An 18,838-nucleotide genomic window follows, 5' to 3' on the forward strand; every position below is an offset into this window, starting at 1 on the left:
GTCTACGCCGCCGGTGACTCCACTCTGGGTATGTCCAGCAAGCAGTGGGGTGGCGATTCGTCATCCTCATCAGGCGGGCAGGGACGCTTCACTTACCTCTCGGACTACTTCCACCCTGCTTCCAACCAGAGTTGGTCGAAGTTCGCGTCGCACTGGTTGCCCTGCTCGCAGGAGATCTTGATGGTGTTGGTCCCCTTGTTGAGGGTGATGTCCCCCCAGGTGTTGGTCCAGCCCTTCTCGTAGTCGCCTTCTGCAGCGTGGGCAAAGTTCTGCATGTTGAGAGGGCGGCTCTGGGCCGTGCCATTGATCGTGAGCGTGGCGTTGGCGTCCTTGCCGGGCACCCCGTAGTTGACGTACAGCGTGTATTTGCCGGCCTTGGGGATGCCGCTGACGTTCCAGGTGACGGCCGCACCGACCTGATTGAAGCCCGTGACGTAGACGCCGCCGTCCGCCTTCGCGCCCTTGACGTCCGACGCCGTCGTGACGTTCGTCCCCAGGCTCAGCGCCTTCGCGTCGATCTTCGGGAGCTCACCGGCGACCGCCGACGGCGAGGCCGACGCGCTCGGGGACGCGCTCTCGGAGGCCGTCGGGGCCGAGCCGCCGCCCGCCGTGTCCTTGCTGTTGTCGTTCGAGTTGTCGTTCATCATGGCGACGCCGATGCCGATGACGACGGCGGCGACCACCGCGATCGCGCCGATCAGCAGGCCCTTGGTGTTCGGTCCGCGGCCGCGACCGCCGCCTCCCGACGACTGCCGACCGGTCGGGGCCCCGCCGGGGACCGTCTCGGGCGCCGCGTAGTGCGCGTTCGGCTGGCCGTAGGCGCCCTGCTGCGGCACCTGGCCGTACGGTGCGGTCGGGGCGGCCTGCTGGCCGTACTGCGCGGTCGGAGCCTGCTGGCCGTAACCGGCCTGCTGCTGTCCGTACTGGCGTTCGCCGACCGCCCGCACCCGGTTGACCGAGCCGGGGTAGCCGTAGCCGCCGCCTCCGCTGGGCGGAGTGGCGCCGTTGGCCTGACCGTCGGCGTACAGATAGCCGAACGGGTCGTCGTCCTCGGGCGTGCTCGCGCCGTTGTTGCCGGGCGTCATCCCTTGGTCTCCTCAACAGGTGCGGTTCAGATGCGGTACATGGATGAATGGCGAGCCTACCCGCTCCCAGGGGGCCAAACGGGTGGGCTTCACCGCATCAACCCACTGACCTTTGACTTATCCGGCACGCCGATGCTGTTTGGGACGAGACCGTTTCTCGACGTACATACGTTCGTCAGCGGATTTCAAGACCTCGTCCGCCGTCATGCCACAGTGTGCCCACCCGATGCCGAAGCTGGCGCCCACCCGGACGGCCCGGCCGTCCACACGGATCGGCGGGATGATCGCGTTCCGCAGTCGTACGGCGAGGTCGGCCGCGTCGGCCCGGCCGAGCCCGTCGGCGAGCACCACGAACTCGTCACCGCCGAGCCTGGCCACCGTGTCCCCGTCCCGGACACCGTTCGTCAGACGTCTGGCGACCTCGATGAGCACCGCGTCGCCCGCGTTGTGCCCGAAGCGGTCGTTGATCGACTTGAAGCCGTCGAGGTCGCAGAAGAGCACCGCGAGCCCCTTGGTGCCGTCGTCCTCCTCGCCCTCGGGCGCGATGGTGTGCACATGGTGGTCGAAGGCGTCGTACGCGTCGAAGCCCGCGGCGAGGTCGAACCCGTGCCCGCTCCCGTTACCCGCGGTGCCTGCACCGCCGGGGTGGCCGTCGTAGGAGTTGTGCTCGGCCGCCTGGTCCGCGAACGGACCGTGCCCGTACGCCGCGTCCAGGGACTCCACCGTGCCCGGCTGAAGGGCCCCGGGGCGCCGGCAGAGGCGGGAGGCGAGGCGGGAGCGCAGCTCGGCCGAGTTCGGCAGGCCGGTGAGCGAGTCGTGCGAGGCGCGGTGGGCGAGCTGGAGCTCGCGGCGCTTGCGTTCCTCTATGTCCTCGACGTGCGTGAGCAGGAAGCGGGGGCCGTCGGCGGCGTCCGCGACGACGGAGTTGCGCAGCGAGACCCAGACGTAGGTGCCGTCGCGGCGGCCGAGTCTGAGCTCGGCGCGCCCGCCCTCGGCGGACGTCCGGAGCAGGGTGCCGATGTCCTCGGGGTGCACGAGGTCGGAGAAGGAGTAGCGGCGCATCGCGGAGGCGGGGCGGCCGAGGAGGCGGCACAGAGCGTCGTTCGTACGCAGGACGCGGCCGTGCTGGTCGCCGCCCATCTCGGCGATGGCCATGCCGGAGGGGGCGTACTCGAAGGCCTGCCGGAAGCTCTCCTCGCTGGCGCGCAGGGCCTGCTGCTCACGCTCGAGGCGGACCAGGGCGCGCTGCATATTGGCTCGTAGACGCGCGTTGCTGATGGCGATGGCGGCCTGGAAGGCGTACATCTGGAGCGCCTCGCGCCCCCACGCGCCGGGGTGCCGTCCGTTGCGCGGCCGGTCCACGGACAGGACGCCGATCAGCTCACCGGTGCTGGCGCCGGAGATTCCCGGGGTGTACATGGGCGCGAAGAGGCGGTCGGAGGGGTGCCACTCGTCCTCGAAGCGCGGCGCGGGCCCGTCGGTGTACCACTGCGGTACGTCGTCGTCGTCGAGGACCCAGCCCTCGGTGTGCGGAATGAAGCGCAGATCACCCCAGGCCTCGCCCATGTTCAGCCGGCGGTCCCAGGAGGCGCGGGAACCGACCCGGCCGGTGATCAGCGCTTCGGCGGCGGAGTTGCCGGCGAGCGCGGCGACCACGAGGTCGCCGTCGGGGCGTACGAGATTGACACACGCCAGCTCGTAGCCGAGGCCCGTGACCACGCCGTCGGCGACGGTCTGCAGCGTGTCCGCCAGGCTCCGCGCGGTGTTCATGTCCGCCATCACCTGATGCAGCTGCCGCAGGGTCGCAAGACGGACATAGGGCTCCGACTCGGTCTCCATTCGCCCTCCCCTCGAGACCTCGCAGCAACTCCAGGGTTGTCTTCGGCGTACCTGGTTCTCTTACGGTTCTCTCGCGTACTACTTGGTAGCTTCGTGCATAGCTTCCCCGCCACTGAATCACAGCGCGCTGCCCACTCGGTACACAGGGTCAACAAAATATGGCTCCTGTGACTCAAGTCACAGCAGAAGATGAGCAATTGAGTGGGGTTTCTGCATTTCCCCTGTGCGTTTACTGAACGCTTATTTGGACGCTGTGTAGACACTGTGAGCAGTTGTGCCCGTCCCGAGACCTAGGACCCGGCTTAGGACCAGGCTCGGACCGAGGCCCGATGTGGCTCCCCGGGGTCGGAGACTAGCGTTTCGGCGTGCTGAATACTCCCTCTGCCGCTCCACTCGCCCCCTCCGTGCATGCTGAGGGGGTGAGCAACGACGAGTTCCGTGCCGCCATGTCCCGGCTGGCCGCGGGTGTGGTCCTGGTGACCGCGCACGAGCCCGCGCTGGACCCGGAAGGCCCCGGCGGTGAGGACGTCGGCATGACGGCGACGGCCTTTCTGTCCGTCTCCCTGGACCCGCCCCTCGTCATGGTCAGCCTGCGCGAGGGCTCCCGCATGGACGACCTGCTCGACGAACAGCCCCTGTGGGCCGTCTCCGTGCTCTCCGAGAGCCAGCGCCACATCGCGGGCCGCTTCGCCATGAAGGGCCGCATCAGCGACCGTCTGCTCTTCGAGGACATCCCCTACGTCCGTGGCGAGACGTCCGGGGCACTCCTGGTGGGCGGCGCCCTGGCGACCCTGGAGTGCCGCACCGAGCAGCGGGTCGCCGCCGGTGACCACACCCTCGTCATCGGGCGGGTGCTGACCGCGTCGGTACCGAGCGGGGACGGCGGACCGCTGCTGCACTTCAAGGGGCGCTACCGGCAGTTGGGCTGACACCCTTTCTTCGAGGGACTGGGGGCGGGGAGCTACCGGTCGAGGACGGTGACGTCCAGCCCGGCCAGCCGCTCCGGGTCGTTGAGGATGTCGATGACGGCGATCCTGCCGTGCACGACCGTGAAGGCGAGGACACCGACGAGGCGTCCCTCCGCGACCACGACCACACCCGCGGCGCCGTTGACGAGGGCGGGCCGCGCGATCCGGGCCAGGTGCGCGTACCCGCTCGCCCCCGAGGCCACGGCGATCGCACCCGCCGTCACCCCGCCCTCGCTCCGCGCCACCACGTCCGGGTCGAGCACCGCGACGAGCGCGTCGAGGTCGCCCTCCCGCGCCGCCGCGAGGAACGCGTCCACGACCGCCCGCTGCCGCGCCAGGTCGGGATCGGGCACGGGCGCCCCGCCCTGGACCCTGCGCCGGGCCCGGCTGGCGAGCTGACGGGACGCCGTCGGCGTACGGCCCACGATGGGCGCGATCTCCTCGAAGGGCACGGCGAACAGGTCGTGCAGCACGAAGGCGAGCCGTTCGGCGGGCGTCAGCGTCTCCAGTACGACCAACAGGGCGAGGCCCACCGAGTCGGCGAGCAGCGCCTCCTGTTCGGGGTCGATGCCCGAGACGGGGCTGAGCACCGGCTCCGGCATCCGGATGCCGGGCCCCTCCGCCAGGGGGCCGAGCGGCTCCTCGGCGCGAGTTCGGCGTGAGCGCAGCATGTCGAGACAGACCCGGCCGACGACGGTCGTCAGCCAGCCGCCGAGGTTGTCGACCCGGTCGGCGTCGACACGGCTGAGCTTGAGCCACGCCTCCTGGACGGCGTCGTCGGCCTCCGCGACGGAGCCGAGCATGCGATAGGCGACGGCGCGGAGGTGATCTCGGTGGGATTCGAATCGCGCGGCGAGAAATTCGTTCGCGTTCGTGCCGTCCTTCGCGTTCTCGGCCTTCTTCGCGTTCGCGTTCTTCGCATTCTTGTCGTCATTCCCGTTCTCTCCGGGAAAATCGCTGTCGCTCATACGTCACATCTCCTGGTCGCCGCCGCGGTCCGGCACGGACTTGCCCGTCATGGCATTGACGGACCGCGGCCTCCTGATGTGACGTCACGTCTCCGGGACGGCGCTCAGTCGCAGCCGGCCGCCGTCCCCGGAGCGCTCCACTTCGACCTCGTTCACAGAATCGTCCGCGAAGCGGAGGGTGAAGTACGGACTGGCCTCGATCAGGAACTGCATGTCCTCCCGCGCGCCACGGTCCAGCGGCGCGGAGACGACGGCGTCCCACGTACGGGCGTCGGGCACGGCGGCCTGCCGCAGCCGGACGGGGATCCGCGCCAGGCAGGTCGATCGATTGGCCCACCACTCCAGGTGCGCCCTGTCCTCATATCCGTCCATTCCATGAGATTAGCGACAACTCGCCACAAAGGCCTGTCACCTCATACCCACGCAGTGGCCGACACGCCGCGGAAGACTCGCGGGTGCCGCGGAAGACTCGCAGGTGCCACGGAAGACTCGCAGGTGCCACGGAAGACTCGCAGGTGCCACGGAAGACTCGCAGGTGCCACGGAAGACTCGCAGGTGCCACGGAAGACTCGCGGGTGCCGCGGAAGACTCGCGGGTGCCGCTAACCCCAGTCGCGTCCGGAGCGGCCCCGCTTGGTGTCGGAGCGCTGTTTCTTCTCGCGCAGCCGCCGTTCGTTGATCCCCCGGGGGATGCGGGTGGCCCGGCGGGGCTTGGGCGGTGGCGCGGTGGCCTCGGCGAGCAGGGAGGCGAGTCGTACGGCCGCGGTCTCCCGGTTGCGCCACTGCGACCGGTGCTCGGACGCGCGGACGCTGATGACGCCGTCGACGAGCCGCCCGGCGAGCTTGGCGAGGGCGCGCTCCTTCCAGACCGGGGGCAGCGCCTCGGTCTTCGCGAGGTCGAACCTCAGCTCGACCTGCGAGTCACTGGTGTTGACGTGCTGTCCGCCGGGCCCGCTGGAGCGGGAGAAACGCCACAGGAGCTCGGCCTCGGGCAGGGAGACGGAGCCGCGGATGACGTAAGGACCGGACATGGGGTCCATGGTCGCGTGGATGTCCGGTCCACGTCACCCCGTTTTCGCCGCCACGTGTCCGCCAAGAGGGTAAAGAAAGTAAAGAGACCAGGAACCTTCGACACCCTTCTTGGCGTTCTTAGGGGTAGCTGTAGCTTCGTGCCCGTACGAAGCCCATACGTACGGGCACAGCGCACGTACGCAACGAGGGAAGGGACTCCCAACAATGGCTGTAAGCCTGTCCAAGGGTGGCAACGTCTCGCTCACCAAGGAGGCTCCGGGCCTGACCGCCGTCACCGTGGGCCTCGGCTGGGACGTCCGCACCACCACGGGCACCGACTTCGACCTCGACGCCTCGGCCATCGCGGTCAACACCCAGGGCAAGGTCTACTCCGACGCCCACTTCGTCTTCTTCAACAACAAGCAGACCCCGGACCAGACCATCGTCCACACCGGCGACAACCGCACGGGCGAGGGTGCCGGCGACGACGAGGCGATCAACGTCAACCTGGCGGGCCTCCCCGCCGACGTCGACAAGATCGTCTTCCCGGTCTCCATCTACGACGCGGAGAACCGCTCGCAGAACTTCGGCCAGGTCCGCAACGCCTACATCCGCATCCTCAACCAGGCCGGCGGCACCGAGATCGCCCGCTACGACCTGAGCGAGGACGCCGCCACCGAGACCGCCATGGTCTTCGGCGAGCTCTACCGCAACGGCGCGGAGTGGAAGTTCCGCGCGGTCGGCCAGGGTTACGCCTCGGGCCTCGTGGGCATCGCCCAGGACTTCGGCGTCAACGTCTGATCCGCAGAAGGCGGTTGAAGGAGCCCCTGACCCGGGACACCGGGCCGGGGGCTCCTCGCGTTCCCGCTGCCCACCGCCCGGCCTCATAGGGATATCCCCACACTGCGCGCAAGTTACTGAAACATTCAAGCACTCACCTCTAGGCTCCCAGGCGTCCCACTCACCCCCCACGGGAAACGGAGCCCCCACCTCATGTCCCACTCCATGTCCGACTTATCGGACGAGCACTGTACGAACGACAGCACTCCCCCACCGTCCTGATGGACAACCAGGCACTCGACGACTTCCTCACCGCCGCGGTCACCGAGTACCAGCTCATCACCCCCCGAACCCCCCTCCCCTGCTTCGCCCTCCTCCTGGGCAACGCCGGCCGGGGCACCCTCCACGTCGAACGCGTCGCCTTCGGCCGCAACGCACGCACCTCGGACCCGGCCGCCCGTGTCGAGTTCAGCGAGACGATCGTGCCCCGCTTCGGACCGGCCTACGAGAACGAGCACCGCGCCTGGTGGATCGACTCCCGGGACCCCTTCAAGGCCTCCAAGGAAGCGGACGCCCTGGCCGCCCCTGTGCGGTACTGCGCAAGGCGCTGAACGGGAGGACCTGAGTCATGCCCGGGGCGGCTTGCCCTCTCCGTACAGCCAGTCCTTCCAGATGCCGCTGAAGTCCTTGTCCGGGGCCTTCTTCTCGACGTAGGACGTGAAGTCGGCCGTGGACGCGTTGGCGTGGCGGTGGGTGGCGGCCCAGCCCTGGATGATGTCGTAGAACGTGTCGTCGCCGACCGTCCGGCGGATCTTGTGCAGGACCATCGCGCCACGGTCGTAGACGGGCGGGTCGGAGATGTGGGCCGCGCTGGAGGGCTTGGCGGGCGGAAAGGCCCAGACCGCCTTGTTCTTCTCGGGGGTGTCGTAGTAGTCGCCCCGGTAGAGGGAGTTGAAGATCTCGTCGGCTGTCTCGCCGTCGTGGTCCTCCTGGTACAGCCACTCCGCGTACGTGGCGAAGCCCTCGTTGAGCCACATGTCCTGCCAGGACTTGGGCGTGACGGAGTCGCCGTACCACTGGTGGGCCAGTTCGTGCACGAGGGTGCCGGTGTCCGGGGCGCCGGGGAAGACGGGGCGGGTCTGGGTCTCCAGGGCGTAGCCCGAGTCGTCGCCGCGGTCCACGATCGCGCCCGTCGAGGAGAAGGGGTACGGGCCGAAGTTGTACGCCTCCCAGTCCATGATCTCGGGTATCTCGGACAGCACCTTCTTCGCGGCCGCGGTCTGCGTCGGGTCCACCGCGACGTACACGGGCAGGCCGTTCTTCGTCGTCGAGCGCGTGATGTCGTACCGGCCGATCGCGACCGTGGCGACATAGCTCGCCATCGGTTCGGCGGTGTGCCAGGTGAAGGTCTTGCGGCCGTCGGCCAGGGTCGTCTCGCTCGTCAACTCGCCGTTGGAGACGGCCTGCAGGTCCTTCGGGACGGTGACGGCGATGTCGTACGTCGCCTTGTCGGAGGGGTGGTGGTTGCCGGGGAACCAGGCCATCGAGCCGGTGGGTTCACCGAGGGCGAGAGCGCCGTCGGCCGTGGGCAGCCAGCCCTCCTGCGAGCCGTCCTGGTCGGTGAGCGTCTCGGGGGTGCCCGAGTAGCGGACCGTCGCACGGAACGTCTCGCCCTTGTCGAGGTCGGTGTGCGGGCGCACGGTCAGCTCCTGGCCCGCCCGGTTCCAGCGGGCCTCCTTGCCCTCGACGGTGACGGCGGCGACGTCCAGGCCCTTCAGGTCCAGGTCGAAGGCGCTGAGGTTCCGGGTGGCCCGGGCGGTGATCTCGGCGGTGCCGTCGAGATGGCGCGCCTTGGGGTCGTAGGAGAGGGTCAGGGCGTAGTGCGTGACGTCGTAGCCGCCGTTGCCCATCTTCGGGAAGTACGGATCCCGGACCCCGGTGGCACCGGGCTTGCCGTGCACACCTCCGCCGCCGCCGCACGCCGTGAGGGTGAGCGCGAAAGCGAGGGCGAGAGCCGGGGCCGGAGCAAAGCGGACGGTGGTGGAAGATCGGGGCACACCAGCGATCCTACGAGGCCCCGACAACCCCACTCCAGGCCGCGAGCCCCGCCCGAGGGCCCGGCCGCCGGCCGGTGGGGGCCGGTCGCACGCACGGCGGAGCCGCCTGTGTCATGGCCCCGCGCGTCTTGCGGAGCGCGGCCCCTCCGCGGAGCCGTACCCCCTCCCCCGGGCCCGTGACACCATCACCTACGTGCTCGACATCGGCTACGCCCTCTCCAACCGCTTCCCCGACCCCCCGCAGACCGACTACCGCCGCGCGGACGTCCACGCACTGCGGCACGACCTGTTCTGCGGTGACGTCTATCTCGCCGACACCAAGGCGGACCGCGAGCTGTCCACGGCCTGGGGATGGGTACCGGTGCTCGACTTCGCATGGGCCCTGTGCGACATCGTGGAGCAGCTCGACCGGGACCCGCGCGGCAGCCGGGCCTCGCGCCCCCAGCACGCGGAGCTCGACTTCACCGAGTCGACGGACCGCATGCTCTTCGAGCGGCGCTTCGGCTGGGTGGACATCGAGGCCGACTGGATGCCGGGCGACGAGGAGCCGCTGACCTTCTCCCACTCCGCACTGCGCCGTGAGGCCCGCGACTTCCTGCACGACCTGATCGCCGACCTCACGGACCTGCACGACGACCTCGCCGAGAACCCGGCGATCTGGACCCTCCAGGCCCGCTTCCCCCGAGTGGGCTGAGACCCCCGTACCCCCCACTCGGCCCCGGCTCGTCACGCTCCCGGTCCCGGCCCCCCGTCCACCCGCACCCCCAGCGCCGCGGCGAACACGGGCGCCAGGTCGAGCAACTGGCTCGGACTGATCACCGCCCCCGCCAGCCGGTCCACGCCCCGTGCGATGTCCAGCTCCGCCGCGTGGCGCAGGTCCACGTGCGTCAGGGTGGCCGCGGTGAGGTCCGCCCCCTTCAGAACGCAGTCCACGAACTCCACGCGCTCCAGCCGGGCGCCCCCGAAATCCGGCTCGACCAGCACGCATCCCTCGAAGACGACGTCCTTGAGCCGGGCCTTGCGCAGGTTCAGGTAGTCGATCTTGCCGCCGCGGATCAGAACCCGCTCCAGCACCGCCCCGTGCAGCTGCACCCCGCCGAGGCGGGCGTCCACCAACTCGACGTCGCGCAAGGTCGACTCGGCGAGATCGGTGCCCACACCCCGTATGCCCGTCAGGACCGAGTCCAGCAGGCGCGCGTGGTGCAGTCGCGTCTCGTCCAGCGCGCACCCCGTCAGGGCGCAGTCCATGAAGGTCGCTCCCGCGCCGTCCTGCCCGACGAAGTCCGCCTCCCGGAACTCCAGCCCGTCATAGTCGCCGTCCGGCTCCAGTTCGGAGCCGTCATGGGGTTCCAGCGGCGGCAGCCGCACCTCCGGCCGCCGCGCCCCCTGGTCCCGCACACCCGCCCTGCCCGCCGCTTTTCGCACCATGCCCCCATCGTGCACTCCGCCACTGACAACGCCCCCGACCCGCGCCTTTGACCACGCCCCGCACCCGCGCCTTGACCTCAAGCGCGCTTGAGGCTGAACGCTGAGCCGCACCACCACCGAGCAATCAAGCACGCACCGAGCAATCAGGTACGCCTCAGCACGTCAGCGAGGGAGACCGTCATGCACGCCGTCCGCCTGCACACCTTCGGTCCGGCCGAGAACCTCACCTACGAGAAGACCGAGGATCCCGAGCCGGGCCCCGGCCAGGTGCGTATCGCCGTGGCCGCGGCCGGTGTCCACCTCCTGGACACCGCCCTGCGCGCGGGCGCCCGGGGCCCGGCGCCCGCCCCCACCCCGCTGCCCACGATCCCCGGCCGTGAGGTCGCCGGCACCGTCGAGTCCCTCGGCGCGGGCGTCGAAGGCCACTGGCTCGGCAGGCGCGTCGTCGCCCACCTCGGGTTCGCCCCGGGGGGCTACGCCGAACTGGCCGTCACCGACGTCGGCCGCCTGCACGAGATCCCGGAGAACCTGGACTTCGCCCAGGCCGTCGCCATGATCGGCACGGGCCGTACGACGATGGGGATCCTCCGGTTCTCCGAGCTGGGCCCGGGCTCCGTGGCCCTGATCCCCGCCGCCGCGGGCGGTATCGGCACCCTGCTCGTGCAGTACGCCCGGCACACGGGTGCCACCGTGATCGGCCTCGCGGGCGGCCCGGAGAAGGTGGCCCGCGTCCACGAGAACGGCGCGGACCTGGCCGTCGACTACAAGGACGGCGGCTGGCCGGACCGGGTCCGCGCCCATCTGGACGGGAAGCCGGTCACCGTCGTCTTCGACGGCGTCGGCGGTGACGTCGCCCGCGCCGCCGTCGAGCTCCTCGGTCCCGGCGGGAAACACCTCGTCTTCGGCTGGTCCGGCGAGGGCATCCAGAGCGGCGGGCCGCTGCTCGTGGAGGGCGTGTCCGAGCAGGTCCTCGGCCCCGTGATGCTGCGCGGGGCGGGCGGTCCCGACCCCCTCCGCACGCTGGAGCTGAGGGCTCTCGCCGAAGCCGCCGCGGGCCGCCTCACCCCGGCCGTGACCCGTTTCCCGCTGGCCGCGGCGGCAGCCGCCCACCGGGCCCTGGAGACCCGCGCCACCCTCGGAAAGGTGGTTCTGGAGCCATGAATCGGGATCGACATCCGGAAAGATGCGATATATACCAATTCATGGTCTTCTGGGCAAGTGAGCGCCACCCGATCAGGTGAACGCGGCGCCCCTGCTACCCCCGAAGGCGCCGACTCCCGCCGCTGGTGGGGCCTGGTGATCATCGCCCTCGCGCAGCTGATGGTCGTCCTCGACGCGACCATAGTGAACATCGCGCTTCCCTCCGCACAGCGCGCTCTGGGCATGTCCGACGGCAACCGGCAGTGGGTCATCACCGCGTACACGTTGGCCTTCGGCGGTCTCCTGCTGCTCGGCGGCCGGATCGCGGACCTCGTCGGCCGCAGACACACCTTCGTCTTCGGCCTCATCGGCTTCGCTGCCGCCTCCGCGTTCGGCGGCGCGGCCACCAGCTCCGCCATGCTCTACGGCGCCCGCGCCCTCCAAGGCGCCTTCGCCGCCGTCCTGGCCCCCTCCGCGCTCAGCCTGCTGACCACCACCTTCACCCACCCGAAGGAGCGCGGAAAGGCCTTCGGCGTCTACAGCGCCCTCGCGGGCAGCGGCTCGGCGATCGGACTCATCACGGGCGGGCTGCTGACCGAGTACCTGAACTGGCGCTGGTGCCTGTACGTCAACATCCCCATAGCCGTCGTGGGGGTCTGCGGCGCGTTCGCGCTGCTGCCCGACCCCCCGGGCAACGCCCGCGCCCGGCTCGACATCCCCGGTGTGCTGCTCGGCTGCGGCGGACTGGTCACGATCGTCTACGGAGTCAGCGAGGCGGAGGCGCGCGGCTGGACGGACCCGCTGGTGCTGGCCCTCCTCGCGGGCGGAATCGTGCTGCTGACCGCGTTCGTGTACTGGCAGACGAGGGCCCCGAGCCCGCTGCTCCCCCTCCACATCATCAAGGACCGCACGCGCGCGGGCTGTTTCCTGACGATGGCCCTCGCCGTCATAGGCATGTTCGGCATTTTCCTGTTCATGACCTACTACCTGCAGGTCGTCCTCGGATACTCGCCCGTGTGGGCGGGCCTGGCCTTCCTGCCCATGACGGCCGCGATCGTCATCTGTACGACGCAGATCTCGGCGCGGCTGCTGCGCCGCGTGGCGCCGCGCGTGCTGATGGTCCCAGGAGCGCTCCTCGCGGCCTCCGGGATGCTGTTCTTCACCCACCTCACGGTCGACGCCGACTACGTGGGCCGGCTGCTGCCCGGTCTGGTCCTGATGGGCCTCGGCATGGGCCTGATCTTCATGCCGGTCTTCGCCACCGCCACCGCCGGGGTCGCCCCACAGGACTCCGGCGTGACCTCCGCGACCGTCAACACCTCACAGCAGGTGGGCGGTTCGATCGGTACGGCCCTGCTGAACACCATCGCCACCACCAGCGGCGTGGCGTACATCACCGCACACCTCACCAACCCGGCCCGGAAGGCCCTGATCGTCCGCGAGGGCGTCGTGCACGGCTACACGGTCGCCATCTGGTGGGCCGCCGGAATCATGCTCCTGGCCGGTCTGGTCGCGGGCCTCATGGTCACCGCGCGGACCCCCGAACACGCGACCGCACCGGCCCCCGTGCCCGAGTCAGTCCCCTGAACCCGGATCCCCCAGCTGCCGCAGCGCCCCGTCCGTCAGCCGGTACACCGTCCACTCGTCCTGCGGACGCGCGCCCAAGGCCTCGTAGAACTCGATGGAAGGCCGGTTCCAGTTCAGGACCGACCACTCCAGACGCTCGTACCCGCGCTCGACGCAGATCCGCGCCAGCTCGGTGAGCAGCGCCTTCCCGTGCCCGCCGCCGCGCGCCCCGGGCCGGACGTACAGGTCCTCCAGGTAGATCCCGTGGACCCCGCGCCAGGTCGAGAAGTTCAGGAACCACAGTGCGAAGCCGACCGGTTCCCCCGCCGCCTCCGCGATGTGCGCGAACGCGGCCGGCCGCTCCCCGAACAGCGCCTCGTGCAGCTGCTGCCGGGAGGCCTTCGCGTCGTCCGGCGCCTTCTCGTACTCGGCGAGTTCACGGACCATCGCGTGGATGACGGGGATGTCGTCGGGGGTCGCGGTGCGAATCATGGGCGCAGTTTCACACACACGTGAAGGACCCCTCGTAGAGGGACAGAGGTCCGCTCGGTGGTCAGTGCCGGCCCGCGACGCGGTCCGCCATCCGTGCGAGCCGCGACGACTGCGCACTGTGTGTGGTGAGTTCGCGGCGGTCGGCCGTGCGGTAGGTGGCGTACATGCCCTGCACGCCCAGCCAGCGAAACGGCTCCGGCTCCCACTTGCGGACCTTGTGGTCGACCCACGGGAGGGCGGTCAGGTCGGTCGGGCCCGCCTGGCCCGAGTCCTGCTGGATCAGGTCCCGCAGGGTGCGCGCCGCGAGATTCGTCGTCGCGACGCCGGAACCGACGTAGCCGCCCGCCCAGCCGAGGCCGGTGGAGCGGTCCAGGGTGACGGTGGCGCACCAGTCGCGGGGGACGCCGAGGACTCCCGACCAGGCGTGCGCCACCCGTACGCCGGCCAGGGAGGGGAAGAAACGGACCAGGATCTCGTGGAGGGCGTCGATGGTCGCCTGCTGGGTGCGGCCGTCGTTGTCGGTGCGCGAGCCGAAGCGGTACGGGACGCCCCGACCGCCGAGCGCGATGCGGTCGTCGGCGGTGCGCTGGGCGTACATGTAGGCGTGCGCCATGTCGCCGAGCGTCTCGCGGCCCTCCCAGCCGATCGTCGCCCACTGCTCGGGGGTCAGCCGCTCGGTCGCGATCATGGAGGAGTTCATGGGCAGCCAGGTGCGCTTCTGGCCCTTCAGGGAGGCCGTGAAGCCCTCCGTGCAGCGCAGGACGTAGGGGGCACGCACGGTGCCGTACGGCGTGACCGCGTGCTTCGGGCGGATCTCCGTGACCGGCGTCTTCTCGTGGATCGTGACGCCGAGTGCCTCGGCGGCCGCCGCCAGCCCCTTGATGAGCTTCACCGGGTGCAGACGCGCCCCGTGCGGGGTCCAGGCCGAGCCGACCGCGTCCGCGACCCGGACGCGCTCGACGGTCTCCCGGGCGCCGTAGAGCTCGCGGTCCTTCTCGCCGTACGAGAGCTCGTGCTCGTGGAAGGCCTTCAGGCGGGCCAGCTGGGCGGGCGTGTAGGCCACTTCGAGGACGCCGCCCTGGTGGACGTCCGCCTCGATGCCCTCTTCGGCGGCGACCCGGACGACCTCGTCGACCGTCTCGTTCATCGCCTTCTGCAGACGGACCGCCGCCTCGTGGCCGTGCAGCTTGGCGTACCGGTCGCGGCCGGCGATGCCGTTGTAGAGCCAGCCGCCGTTGCGCCCGGAGGCGCCGTAGCCGCAGAACTTCTGCTCCAGGACGGTGACGCGCAGGAAGGGGGCCGCCTTCTTGAGGTAGTACGCGGTCCACAGGCCCGTGTAGCCGCCGCCGACGATCACGACGTCGGCGGTCGCGTCGCCCGACAGGGGCTCGCGGGCCTCGGGCAGACCGTCGTCCGCGTACCAGAAGGAGATGCCGCCGTTCACCGTGCCGCTTCCTGTGCTGCTCATGGGCGGGACGTTAACCCCTGAGGGCGCTCAGTGTCTCCTTCGGATTCCATGCTTTTCCGCGGCCTCTGACCAGCGGAAAGCAGAGGAGACCTATCAGGATCGATATGAAATGCCCGAAATCGGTGAAGGTGCGGCCGGTGAGCAGCGGCAGACCGTAGACGACGAGGATCACCGCCAGATAGAGGTACCGCCACGGCGACGCGACCCGGTACGTGAGGACCCCGATGACGCCCGCCAGCGCGTAGCTCACCCCGATGTCCAGGGTTTCGACCGCCGAGTGCGGCGCCGCCCCGCGCTTGATCGCGCCCAGCAGCGCCCCCTCGCTGATCAGCGTCGCGAGGATGTGCGCGGCCCCCGCGACCGCCAGCCAGCGCAGGGTGCCCAGCCAGCGCTCCGCCTGGGCGTGGAAAACGGTGAAGAGGACGGCGTACGGCAGCCAGAGACCGCCGTCGATCCACATCGCACTGGTGAACAGCACCCGCACGGGGTCGTTCGACAGCTCGTGGATGTTGGTGGAGCGCTGGCGCAGGAAGTCCGCTTCGAAATCCGGAGACATGTGGTGCAGAGCCACCGTGGTGACGAAGAGGATCGCCAGCCACACGTAGGTGCCGGGGGCACTGCGCATGTAGCTCCCGGCGCGGTGCGGGGTCCCGTCAATTCGCATGAGCCGCTTCACCGCCGCACGTAGTCTCGGCCCTGTGATCGACGTTCCGGTGGGTCTGGCCGCCTCGCAGGCCAAGTACAACGGAGCGGCGGGGCGCGCCTTCGTCGCCGGGCTGCCCGAGCGCGCCGCGCACTTCCTGGAGCGCTGGGAGCTGCGCCTCGACGGCCCCTCCATGCACGGTGTCACGGCGCTGGTCCTGCCGGTACTGCGGACCGACGGCACCCCGGCCGTGCTCAAGCTCCAGCTCCTGGACGAGGAGAGTGCGGGTGAGCCGGCCGCCCTGCGGGTCTGGGACGGCGGCGCGGCCGTACGCCTCCTCGCCCACGACGAGGCCACCTGCACCCTGCTGCTCGAACGGCTCGACCACACCCGCACGTTGGCGCACCTCCCCGACACGCGCGAGGCCGCCCTGGTCGTCGCGCGGCTGCTGGCCCGGCTGACGGCCGGGCCGGCGCCGGAGGGGATACGGCGGCTCGGTGACATCGCGGAGGCCATGCTGGAGCGGGTGCCGGGGGCCCTGAAGCTGATCGCGGACCCGGCCGAGCGTCGTCTCGTCGAGGACTGCGCGGCGGCGGTGCGCGAGGTGGCGACCGAGCCGGGTGACCGTCTCCTCCACTGGGACCTCCATTACGACAACGTCCTCCAGGACGGGGACGCCCGCTCCGTCGGCCGCGGGCCCTGGGTCGCCATTGACCCCAAGCCGCTCGCGGGCGACCCAGGCTTCGACCTCTGCCCCGCGCTCGGCAACCGCTTCGAGCCCGCCGAGATCCACTGGCGCTTCGACGCGATGACCGACGTCTTGGGCCTGGATCGCGAGCGGGCCCGCGCCTGGACCCTCGGTCGTGTCCTAGAGAACACTCTGTGGGACATCGAGGACGGCCGCCCGCTGGAGGCGGTCCGGCTGGAGATCGCGCGTCGGCTGCGGGACGCCCCGCGCTGAGCCCAGGAGGGTCGTCCTTCGGCTCAGGCCCCGTTCGCGAGGGCGCGGCCCAGTGCCAGCGGATCGGCCTGCCCGTCCAGTTCGCCGTGCAGGGCCATCGCCAGTTCCGGGCAGGCCAGCAGGCCGTCTCCTGCCGGGTCTCCGGCGGCCCGTGCCGCAAGGCCGAGCCCCACCCAGGTCTCGGGGTCGCCGGCGCCGCGGCCGATGCGCGCGCGGAACGCGCCCAGGGCCTCGGCGGTTCGGCCTTCCACCAGGGCGATGTCCTCAAGGCGCGCGCCGGCGACCACCGCGCCGGGGTCGTCCCGCAGCGCCGCGAAGCCCGCGGGGTCCGCCAGCAGCCATCTCAGCAGCACCGCCCGGGTGTCGATGCCCCGCGCCGGACTGCCCGGCACGGGCACGGGCTCGGGCTCGTCCGCCTTCCTGGGCAGCGGGATTCCGCCGGACCAGGCTGCCGCGTGGGCACGGAGGGTCCCAGGCGCGGGCCGCAGATGGCAGGCGCGCCAGGTCGCACGGTGGTCGGCGACCGCCAGGGCCGCCGCGGACCGGGCCCGGGCGTCGACCGGTTCGTCCAGCCAGGGCTCGATGCGCCGCGTCAGCTCGGCCACCAGCCGCCGCCCCAGATCGTTGAGCCCGTCCGCCGAGCCGACGGCGCGCAGCGCGTACGCGGTCTGGCTCCGCCACAGCGCGAACTCGAACTGCCCGAGGGCGTGACCGCGCCGCCGCCAGAACGCGGTGACACCGAAGAAGGCGTACACACCCTGGAGCAGGCCGCCCAGGGGACGGGGGTCGTCGCGCCAGGGGGCGTAGTGGAGCCGGGCACCCCGGTCGTCGTACAGGGTGAACAGGTGCATGAACGCGCTGAGCTTGTTGTGCTGGAACTCGTGCACCAGTGTCGAGGCGAACTGCTCGGCGTCGTCCGGGGCCGATGCCAGGGCGGTGCCGAAGGCGTCGCCCGAGGACGCGCTGTGCGGCCGGAACCTCTCGGCGCGCGGACGGGGCACCACCGACACCAGGCCGCCCGCCAGCGCCTCGGCCACCTCGGTGTCGGTGCGCCGCAGGATGTCCCAGGCGGGGCCGAACAGTTCCTGCCACTCGGCGGCGGAGTCGATCGGTTCAACCCCGGCCGGTTTGCGCAGGTCGCGGTAGGGGTCGGTGTCGTCCAGGAGCAGGGTGCAGCCGTCGGCGCGCAGCTCGGTCAGGGCGTGCCAGTCCGGCCCTTCGAGCGGACGCCCGGCGATCCGCACGGATCCCGCAAAGGCGCGGACCTCGGCCACGTCCCAGTCCGCCCGGCCGGGCACCCGCATCGCCCCGAGCGCGGGCAGGACCACCCAGCCGTGGCGGACCGGGACGTCGGTACGGAACTCCAGGCCGGCGCGGACGGCCGCGGCGGCGGCGATCGCGTGGAGGTGCCCGGTGTCCGTCCAGAGGGGCGCGTCGTCCTGGGCCGTCCCGCGCAGCCGGCGCAGCGTGTGCGCCGCCCACACGCCCACGGCCGGATACACCAGCAGGTCTTCCACCGCCCCCTTGGACACGGCCCAGGCGTGCGACAGCAACTTCCAGCCGTCCGCCAAAGGGGGCAGGGGGCCGGCCGGTGCCGGCGCGGCCGAGTCCAGCAACGCCCGGACGACGAGCAGCCGCCAGCTCCGCTCGCTCACACGCAGACGGTCCACCGTCGCCGGGCTGCCTCCACCGCCCAGCAGTTCGTCGAACGACTGCGGTGACAGAACGTGGGGTCGGGCCGTCCGGTGCATCGGTCGTGCCGCTACGCGTCGCGCTGCGGGTTGTAGCCGCCGAGGCTGCTCGCGGGGTCGTCGATACCGCTGAGCAGCCGGCGCATGGAGCCCTGCGCGGACGGCAGGTCCAGACAGGGCCACGAGTCCAGCGGAACGTCGCTGAGGTCGATCAGCTCGGACTCGACTCCGGACTTCTCCATGGCGGCGCCCCTGTGACAGTGAGGTGATGCGATCAATGCCTTACATATCACTGAATACGGCGTTTCCAGGGATTTCAGGCTACTTGGGTGACCCTAGTGCATCAAAGCCGTCACACACGGCCACAGCACGGAATCGGCCCGGATCGAGTGACGGACGGGCGGTGCGAGCGCGGGCGGTGCGGGTAGGGAGGGGGTGTGATTGAACTCGCTGAACTGATCGAGGAGTTGCGCAGGGAACTGACCGCGGCCCGGACGGCCGCGGAGGGGGAGGATCTGTACTTCGAGGTGGGTCCGGTGGAGCTGGAGGCAGCCGTGGTCGTGGAGCGGTCGGCGACGGCGGGCGGCAAGATCCGTTTCTGGGTGGTCGAGGCGGGCGCGGACGGACGGGTGGCGGACAGCGTCACTCACCGGGTGAAGCTGACGCTCGACCCGCGCACCCACAGCGGCGGCGGACGGGCCCCGTGGGTGGGCGGGGCCGAGGCCGAACGAGAGCGCTGAGC

At 70.8% G+C, this 18,838-nt stretch carries 20 protein-coding genes; 8 read left to right on the forward strand and 12 right to left on the reverse strand.

Translation table 11 applies throughout. From position 1 onward, the window contains the following. Positions 1-104: 104 nt before the first annotated feature. The gene (locus tag ABZ656_RS05875; protein WP_360264961.1) at positions 105-1,085 is read right to left on the reverse strand and encodes a CBM35 domain-containing protein; all 981 of its coding nucleotides are present in this window, start codon (positions 1,083-1,085) and stop codon (positions 105-107) included. 117 nt (positions 1,086-1,202) lie between these two features. Beyond that, entirely contained in the window at positions 1,203-2,924 is a 1,722-nt protein-coding gene (gene cdgB / locus ABZ656_RS05880) for a diguanylate cyclase CdgB (protein ID WP_360264964.1), read from the reverse strand. A 419-nt stretch (positions 2,925-3,343) separates the two neighbouring features. On the opposite strand from cdgB, the gene ABZ656_RS05885 reads away from it, so the two are divergent. Continuing rightward, positions 3,344-3,853, forward strand: coding sequence for a flavin reductase family protein (locus ABZ656_RS05885; RefSeq protein WP_101404335.1), 510 nt, complete (start codon positions 3,344-3,346; stop codon positions 3,851-3,853). 32 nt (positions 3,854-3,885) lie between these two features. Here ABZ656_RS05885 and ABZ656_RS05890 read toward each other — a convergent pair whose 3' ends face one another. The 3 genes from ABZ656_RS05890 to arfB all read right to left on the reverse strand — a co-directional run bounded on the left by ABZ656_RS05890 (position 3,886) and on the right by arfB (position 5,899). After that, the gene (locus tag ABZ656_RS05890; protein ID WP_101404334.1) at positions 3,886-4,860 is read right to left on the reverse strand and encodes a sigma-70 family RNA polymerase sigma factor; all 975 of its coding nucleotides are present in this window, start codon (positions 4,858-4,860) and stop codon (positions 3,886-3,888) included. 84 nt (positions 4,861-4,944) lie between these two features. After that, positions 4,945-5,232 carry a hypothetical protein gene (locus tag ABZ656_RS05895; protein ID WP_101404333.1) on the reverse strand — a complete coding sequence of 96 codons (288 nt, stop codon included), beginning with the start codon at positions 5,230-5,232 and terminating at the stop codon, positions 4,945-4,947. Between the two features lie 229 nt (positions 5,233-5,461). Further along, the gene (gene arfB / locus ABZ656_RS05900; RefSeq protein WP_101404332.1) at positions 5,462-5,899 is read right to left on the reverse strand and encodes an alternative ribosome rescue aminoacyl-tRNA hydrolase ArfB; all 438 of its coding nucleotides are present in this window, start codon (positions 5,897-5,899) and stop codon (positions 5,462-5,464) included. 196 nt (positions 5,900-6,095) lie between these two features. Between arfB and ABZ656_RS05905 the strand changes: the two genes are divergently transcribed. Further along, positions 6,096-6,671 carry a TerD family protein gene (locus tag ABZ656_RS05905; protein ID WP_101404331.1) on the forward strand — a complete coding sequence of 192 codons (576 nt, stop codon included), beginning with the start codon at positions 6,096-6,098 and terminating at the stop codon, positions 6,669-6,671. A 260-nt stretch (positions 6,672-6,931) separates the two neighbouring features. Beyond that, the gene (locus ABZ656_RS05910) at positions 6,932-7,261 is read left to right on the forward strand and encodes a hypothetical protein (protein ID WP_360264970.1); all 330 of its coding nucleotides are present in this window, start codon (positions 6,932-6,934) and stop codon (positions 7,259-7,261) included. 15 nt (positions 7,262-7,276) lie between these two features. Here ABZ656_RS05910 and ABZ656_RS05915 read toward each other — a convergent pair whose 3' ends face one another. Further along, positions 7,277-8,707 (reverse strand): M1 family metallopeptidase, encoded by a 1,431-nt coding sequence (locus ABZ656_RS05915; RefSeq protein ID WP_360264973.1) that lies wholly within the window; start codon positions 8,705-8,707, stop codon positions 7,277-7,279. Positions 8,708-8,900: 193 nt separating this feature from the next. On the opposite strand from ABZ656_RS05915, the gene ABZ656_RS05920 reads away from it, so the two are divergent. Beyond that, entirely contained in the window at positions 8,901-9,401 is a 501-nt protein-coding gene (locus tag ABZ656_RS05920; RefSeq protein WP_075027404.1) for a hypothetical protein, read from the forward strand. Positions 9,402-9,433: 32 nt separating this feature from the next. On the opposite strand, the gene ABZ656_RS05925 is transcribed toward ABZ656_RS05920, so the two are convergent. Next, on the reverse strand, positions 9,434-10,135 hold the full coding sequence (locus ABZ656_RS05925) for a pentapeptide repeat-containing protein (protein ID WP_360264976.1): 702 nt from the start codon (positions 10,133-10,135) through the stop codon (positions 9,434-9,436). Between the two features lie 180 nt (positions 10,136-10,315). Between ABZ656_RS05925 and ABZ656_RS05930 the strand changes: the two genes are divergently transcribed. Together ABZ656_RS05930 and ABZ656_RS05935 are read left to right on the forward strand one after the other, a co-directional pair. Further along, the gene (locus ABZ656_RS05930) at positions 10,316-11,296 is read left to right on the forward strand and encodes a zinc-binding dehydrogenase (protein WP_101404328.1); all 981 of its coding nucleotides are present in this window, start codon (positions 10,316-10,318) and stop codon (positions 11,294-11,296) included. Between the two features lie 57 nt (positions 11,297-11,353). After that, positions 11,354-12,862, forward strand: coding sequence for an MFS transporter (locus tag ABZ656_RS05935; protein ID WP_360264979.1), 1,509 nt, complete (start codon positions 11,354-11,356; stop codon positions 12,860-12,862). On the opposite strand, the gene ABZ656_RS05940 is transcribed toward ABZ656_RS05935, so the two are convergent. From ABZ656_RS05940 to ABZ656_RS05950, 3 genes are all read right to left on the reverse strand, one after another. Further along, the gene (locus ABZ656_RS05940; RefSeq protein ID WP_101404326.1) at positions 12,851-13,333 is read right to left on the reverse strand and encodes a GNAT family N-acetyltransferase; all 483 of its coding nucleotides are present in this window, start codon (positions 13,331-13,333) and stop codon (positions 12,851-12,853) included. The two genes, ABZ656_RS05935 and ABZ656_RS05940, sit on opposite strands and share 12 nt — an antisense overlap. Before the next feature lie 61 nt (positions 13,334-13,394). Continuing rightward, positions 13,395-14,801: an FAD-dependent oxidoreductase gene (locus ABZ656_RS05945; RefSeq protein WP_360264982.1), complete on the reverse strand. Its 1,407-nt coding sequence runs from the start codon at positions 14,799-14,801 to the stop codon at positions 13,395-13,397. Between the two features lie 10 nt (positions 14,802-14,811). Further along, positions 14,812-15,465: a rhomboid-like protein gene (locus ABZ656_RS05950; RefSeq protein WP_360264985.1), complete on the reverse strand. Its 654-nt coding sequence runs from the start codon at positions 15,463-15,465 to the stop codon at positions 14,812-14,814. A 34-nt stretch (positions 15,466-15,499) separates the two neighbouring features. On the opposite strand from ABZ656_RS05950, the gene ABZ656_RS05955 reads away from it, so the two are divergent. Continuing rightward, positions 15,500-16,405: an aminoglycoside phosphotransferase family protein gene (locus tag ABZ656_RS05955; protein WP_101408005.1), complete on the forward strand. Its 906-nt coding sequence runs from the start codon at positions 15,500-15,502 to the stop codon at positions 16,403-16,405. A 23-nt stretch (positions 16,406-16,428) separates the two neighbouring features. Here the strand turns inward: ABZ656_RS05955 and ABZ656_RS05960 are convergent, their stop codons facing one another. Both ABZ656_RS05960 and ABZ656_RS05965 read right to left on the reverse strand, forming a co-directional pair. Further along, positions 16,429-18,060, reverse strand: coding sequence for an HEXXH motif domain-containing protein (locus ABZ656_RS05960; RefSeq protein ID WP_360264989.1), 1,632 nt, complete (start codon positions 18,058-18,060; stop codon positions 16,429-16,431). Between the two features lie 107 nt (positions 18,061-18,167). Further along, positions 18,168-18,338 (reverse strand): hypothetical protein, encoded by a 171-nt coding sequence (locus ABZ656_RS05965; protein ID WP_180362438.1) that lies wholly within the window; start codon positions 18,336-18,338, stop codon positions 18,168-18,170. A 195-nt stretch (positions 18,339-18,533) separates the two neighbouring features. Between ABZ656_RS05965 and ABZ656_RS05970 the strand changes: the two genes are divergently transcribed. Then, complete coding sequence (locus ABZ656_RS05970; protein WP_054232450.1) at positions 18,534-18,836, forward strand: trypco2 family protein; 303 nt, start codon at positions 18,534-18,536, stop codon at positions 18,834-18,836. The last annotated feature ends 2 nt before the right edge of the window (positions 18,837-18,838 follow it).

It is taken from the genome of Streptomyces sp. NPDC007095 (assembly GCF_040634475.1).
GTDB lineage: Bacteria > Actinomycetota > Actinomycetes > Streptomycetales > Streptomycetaceae > Streptomyces.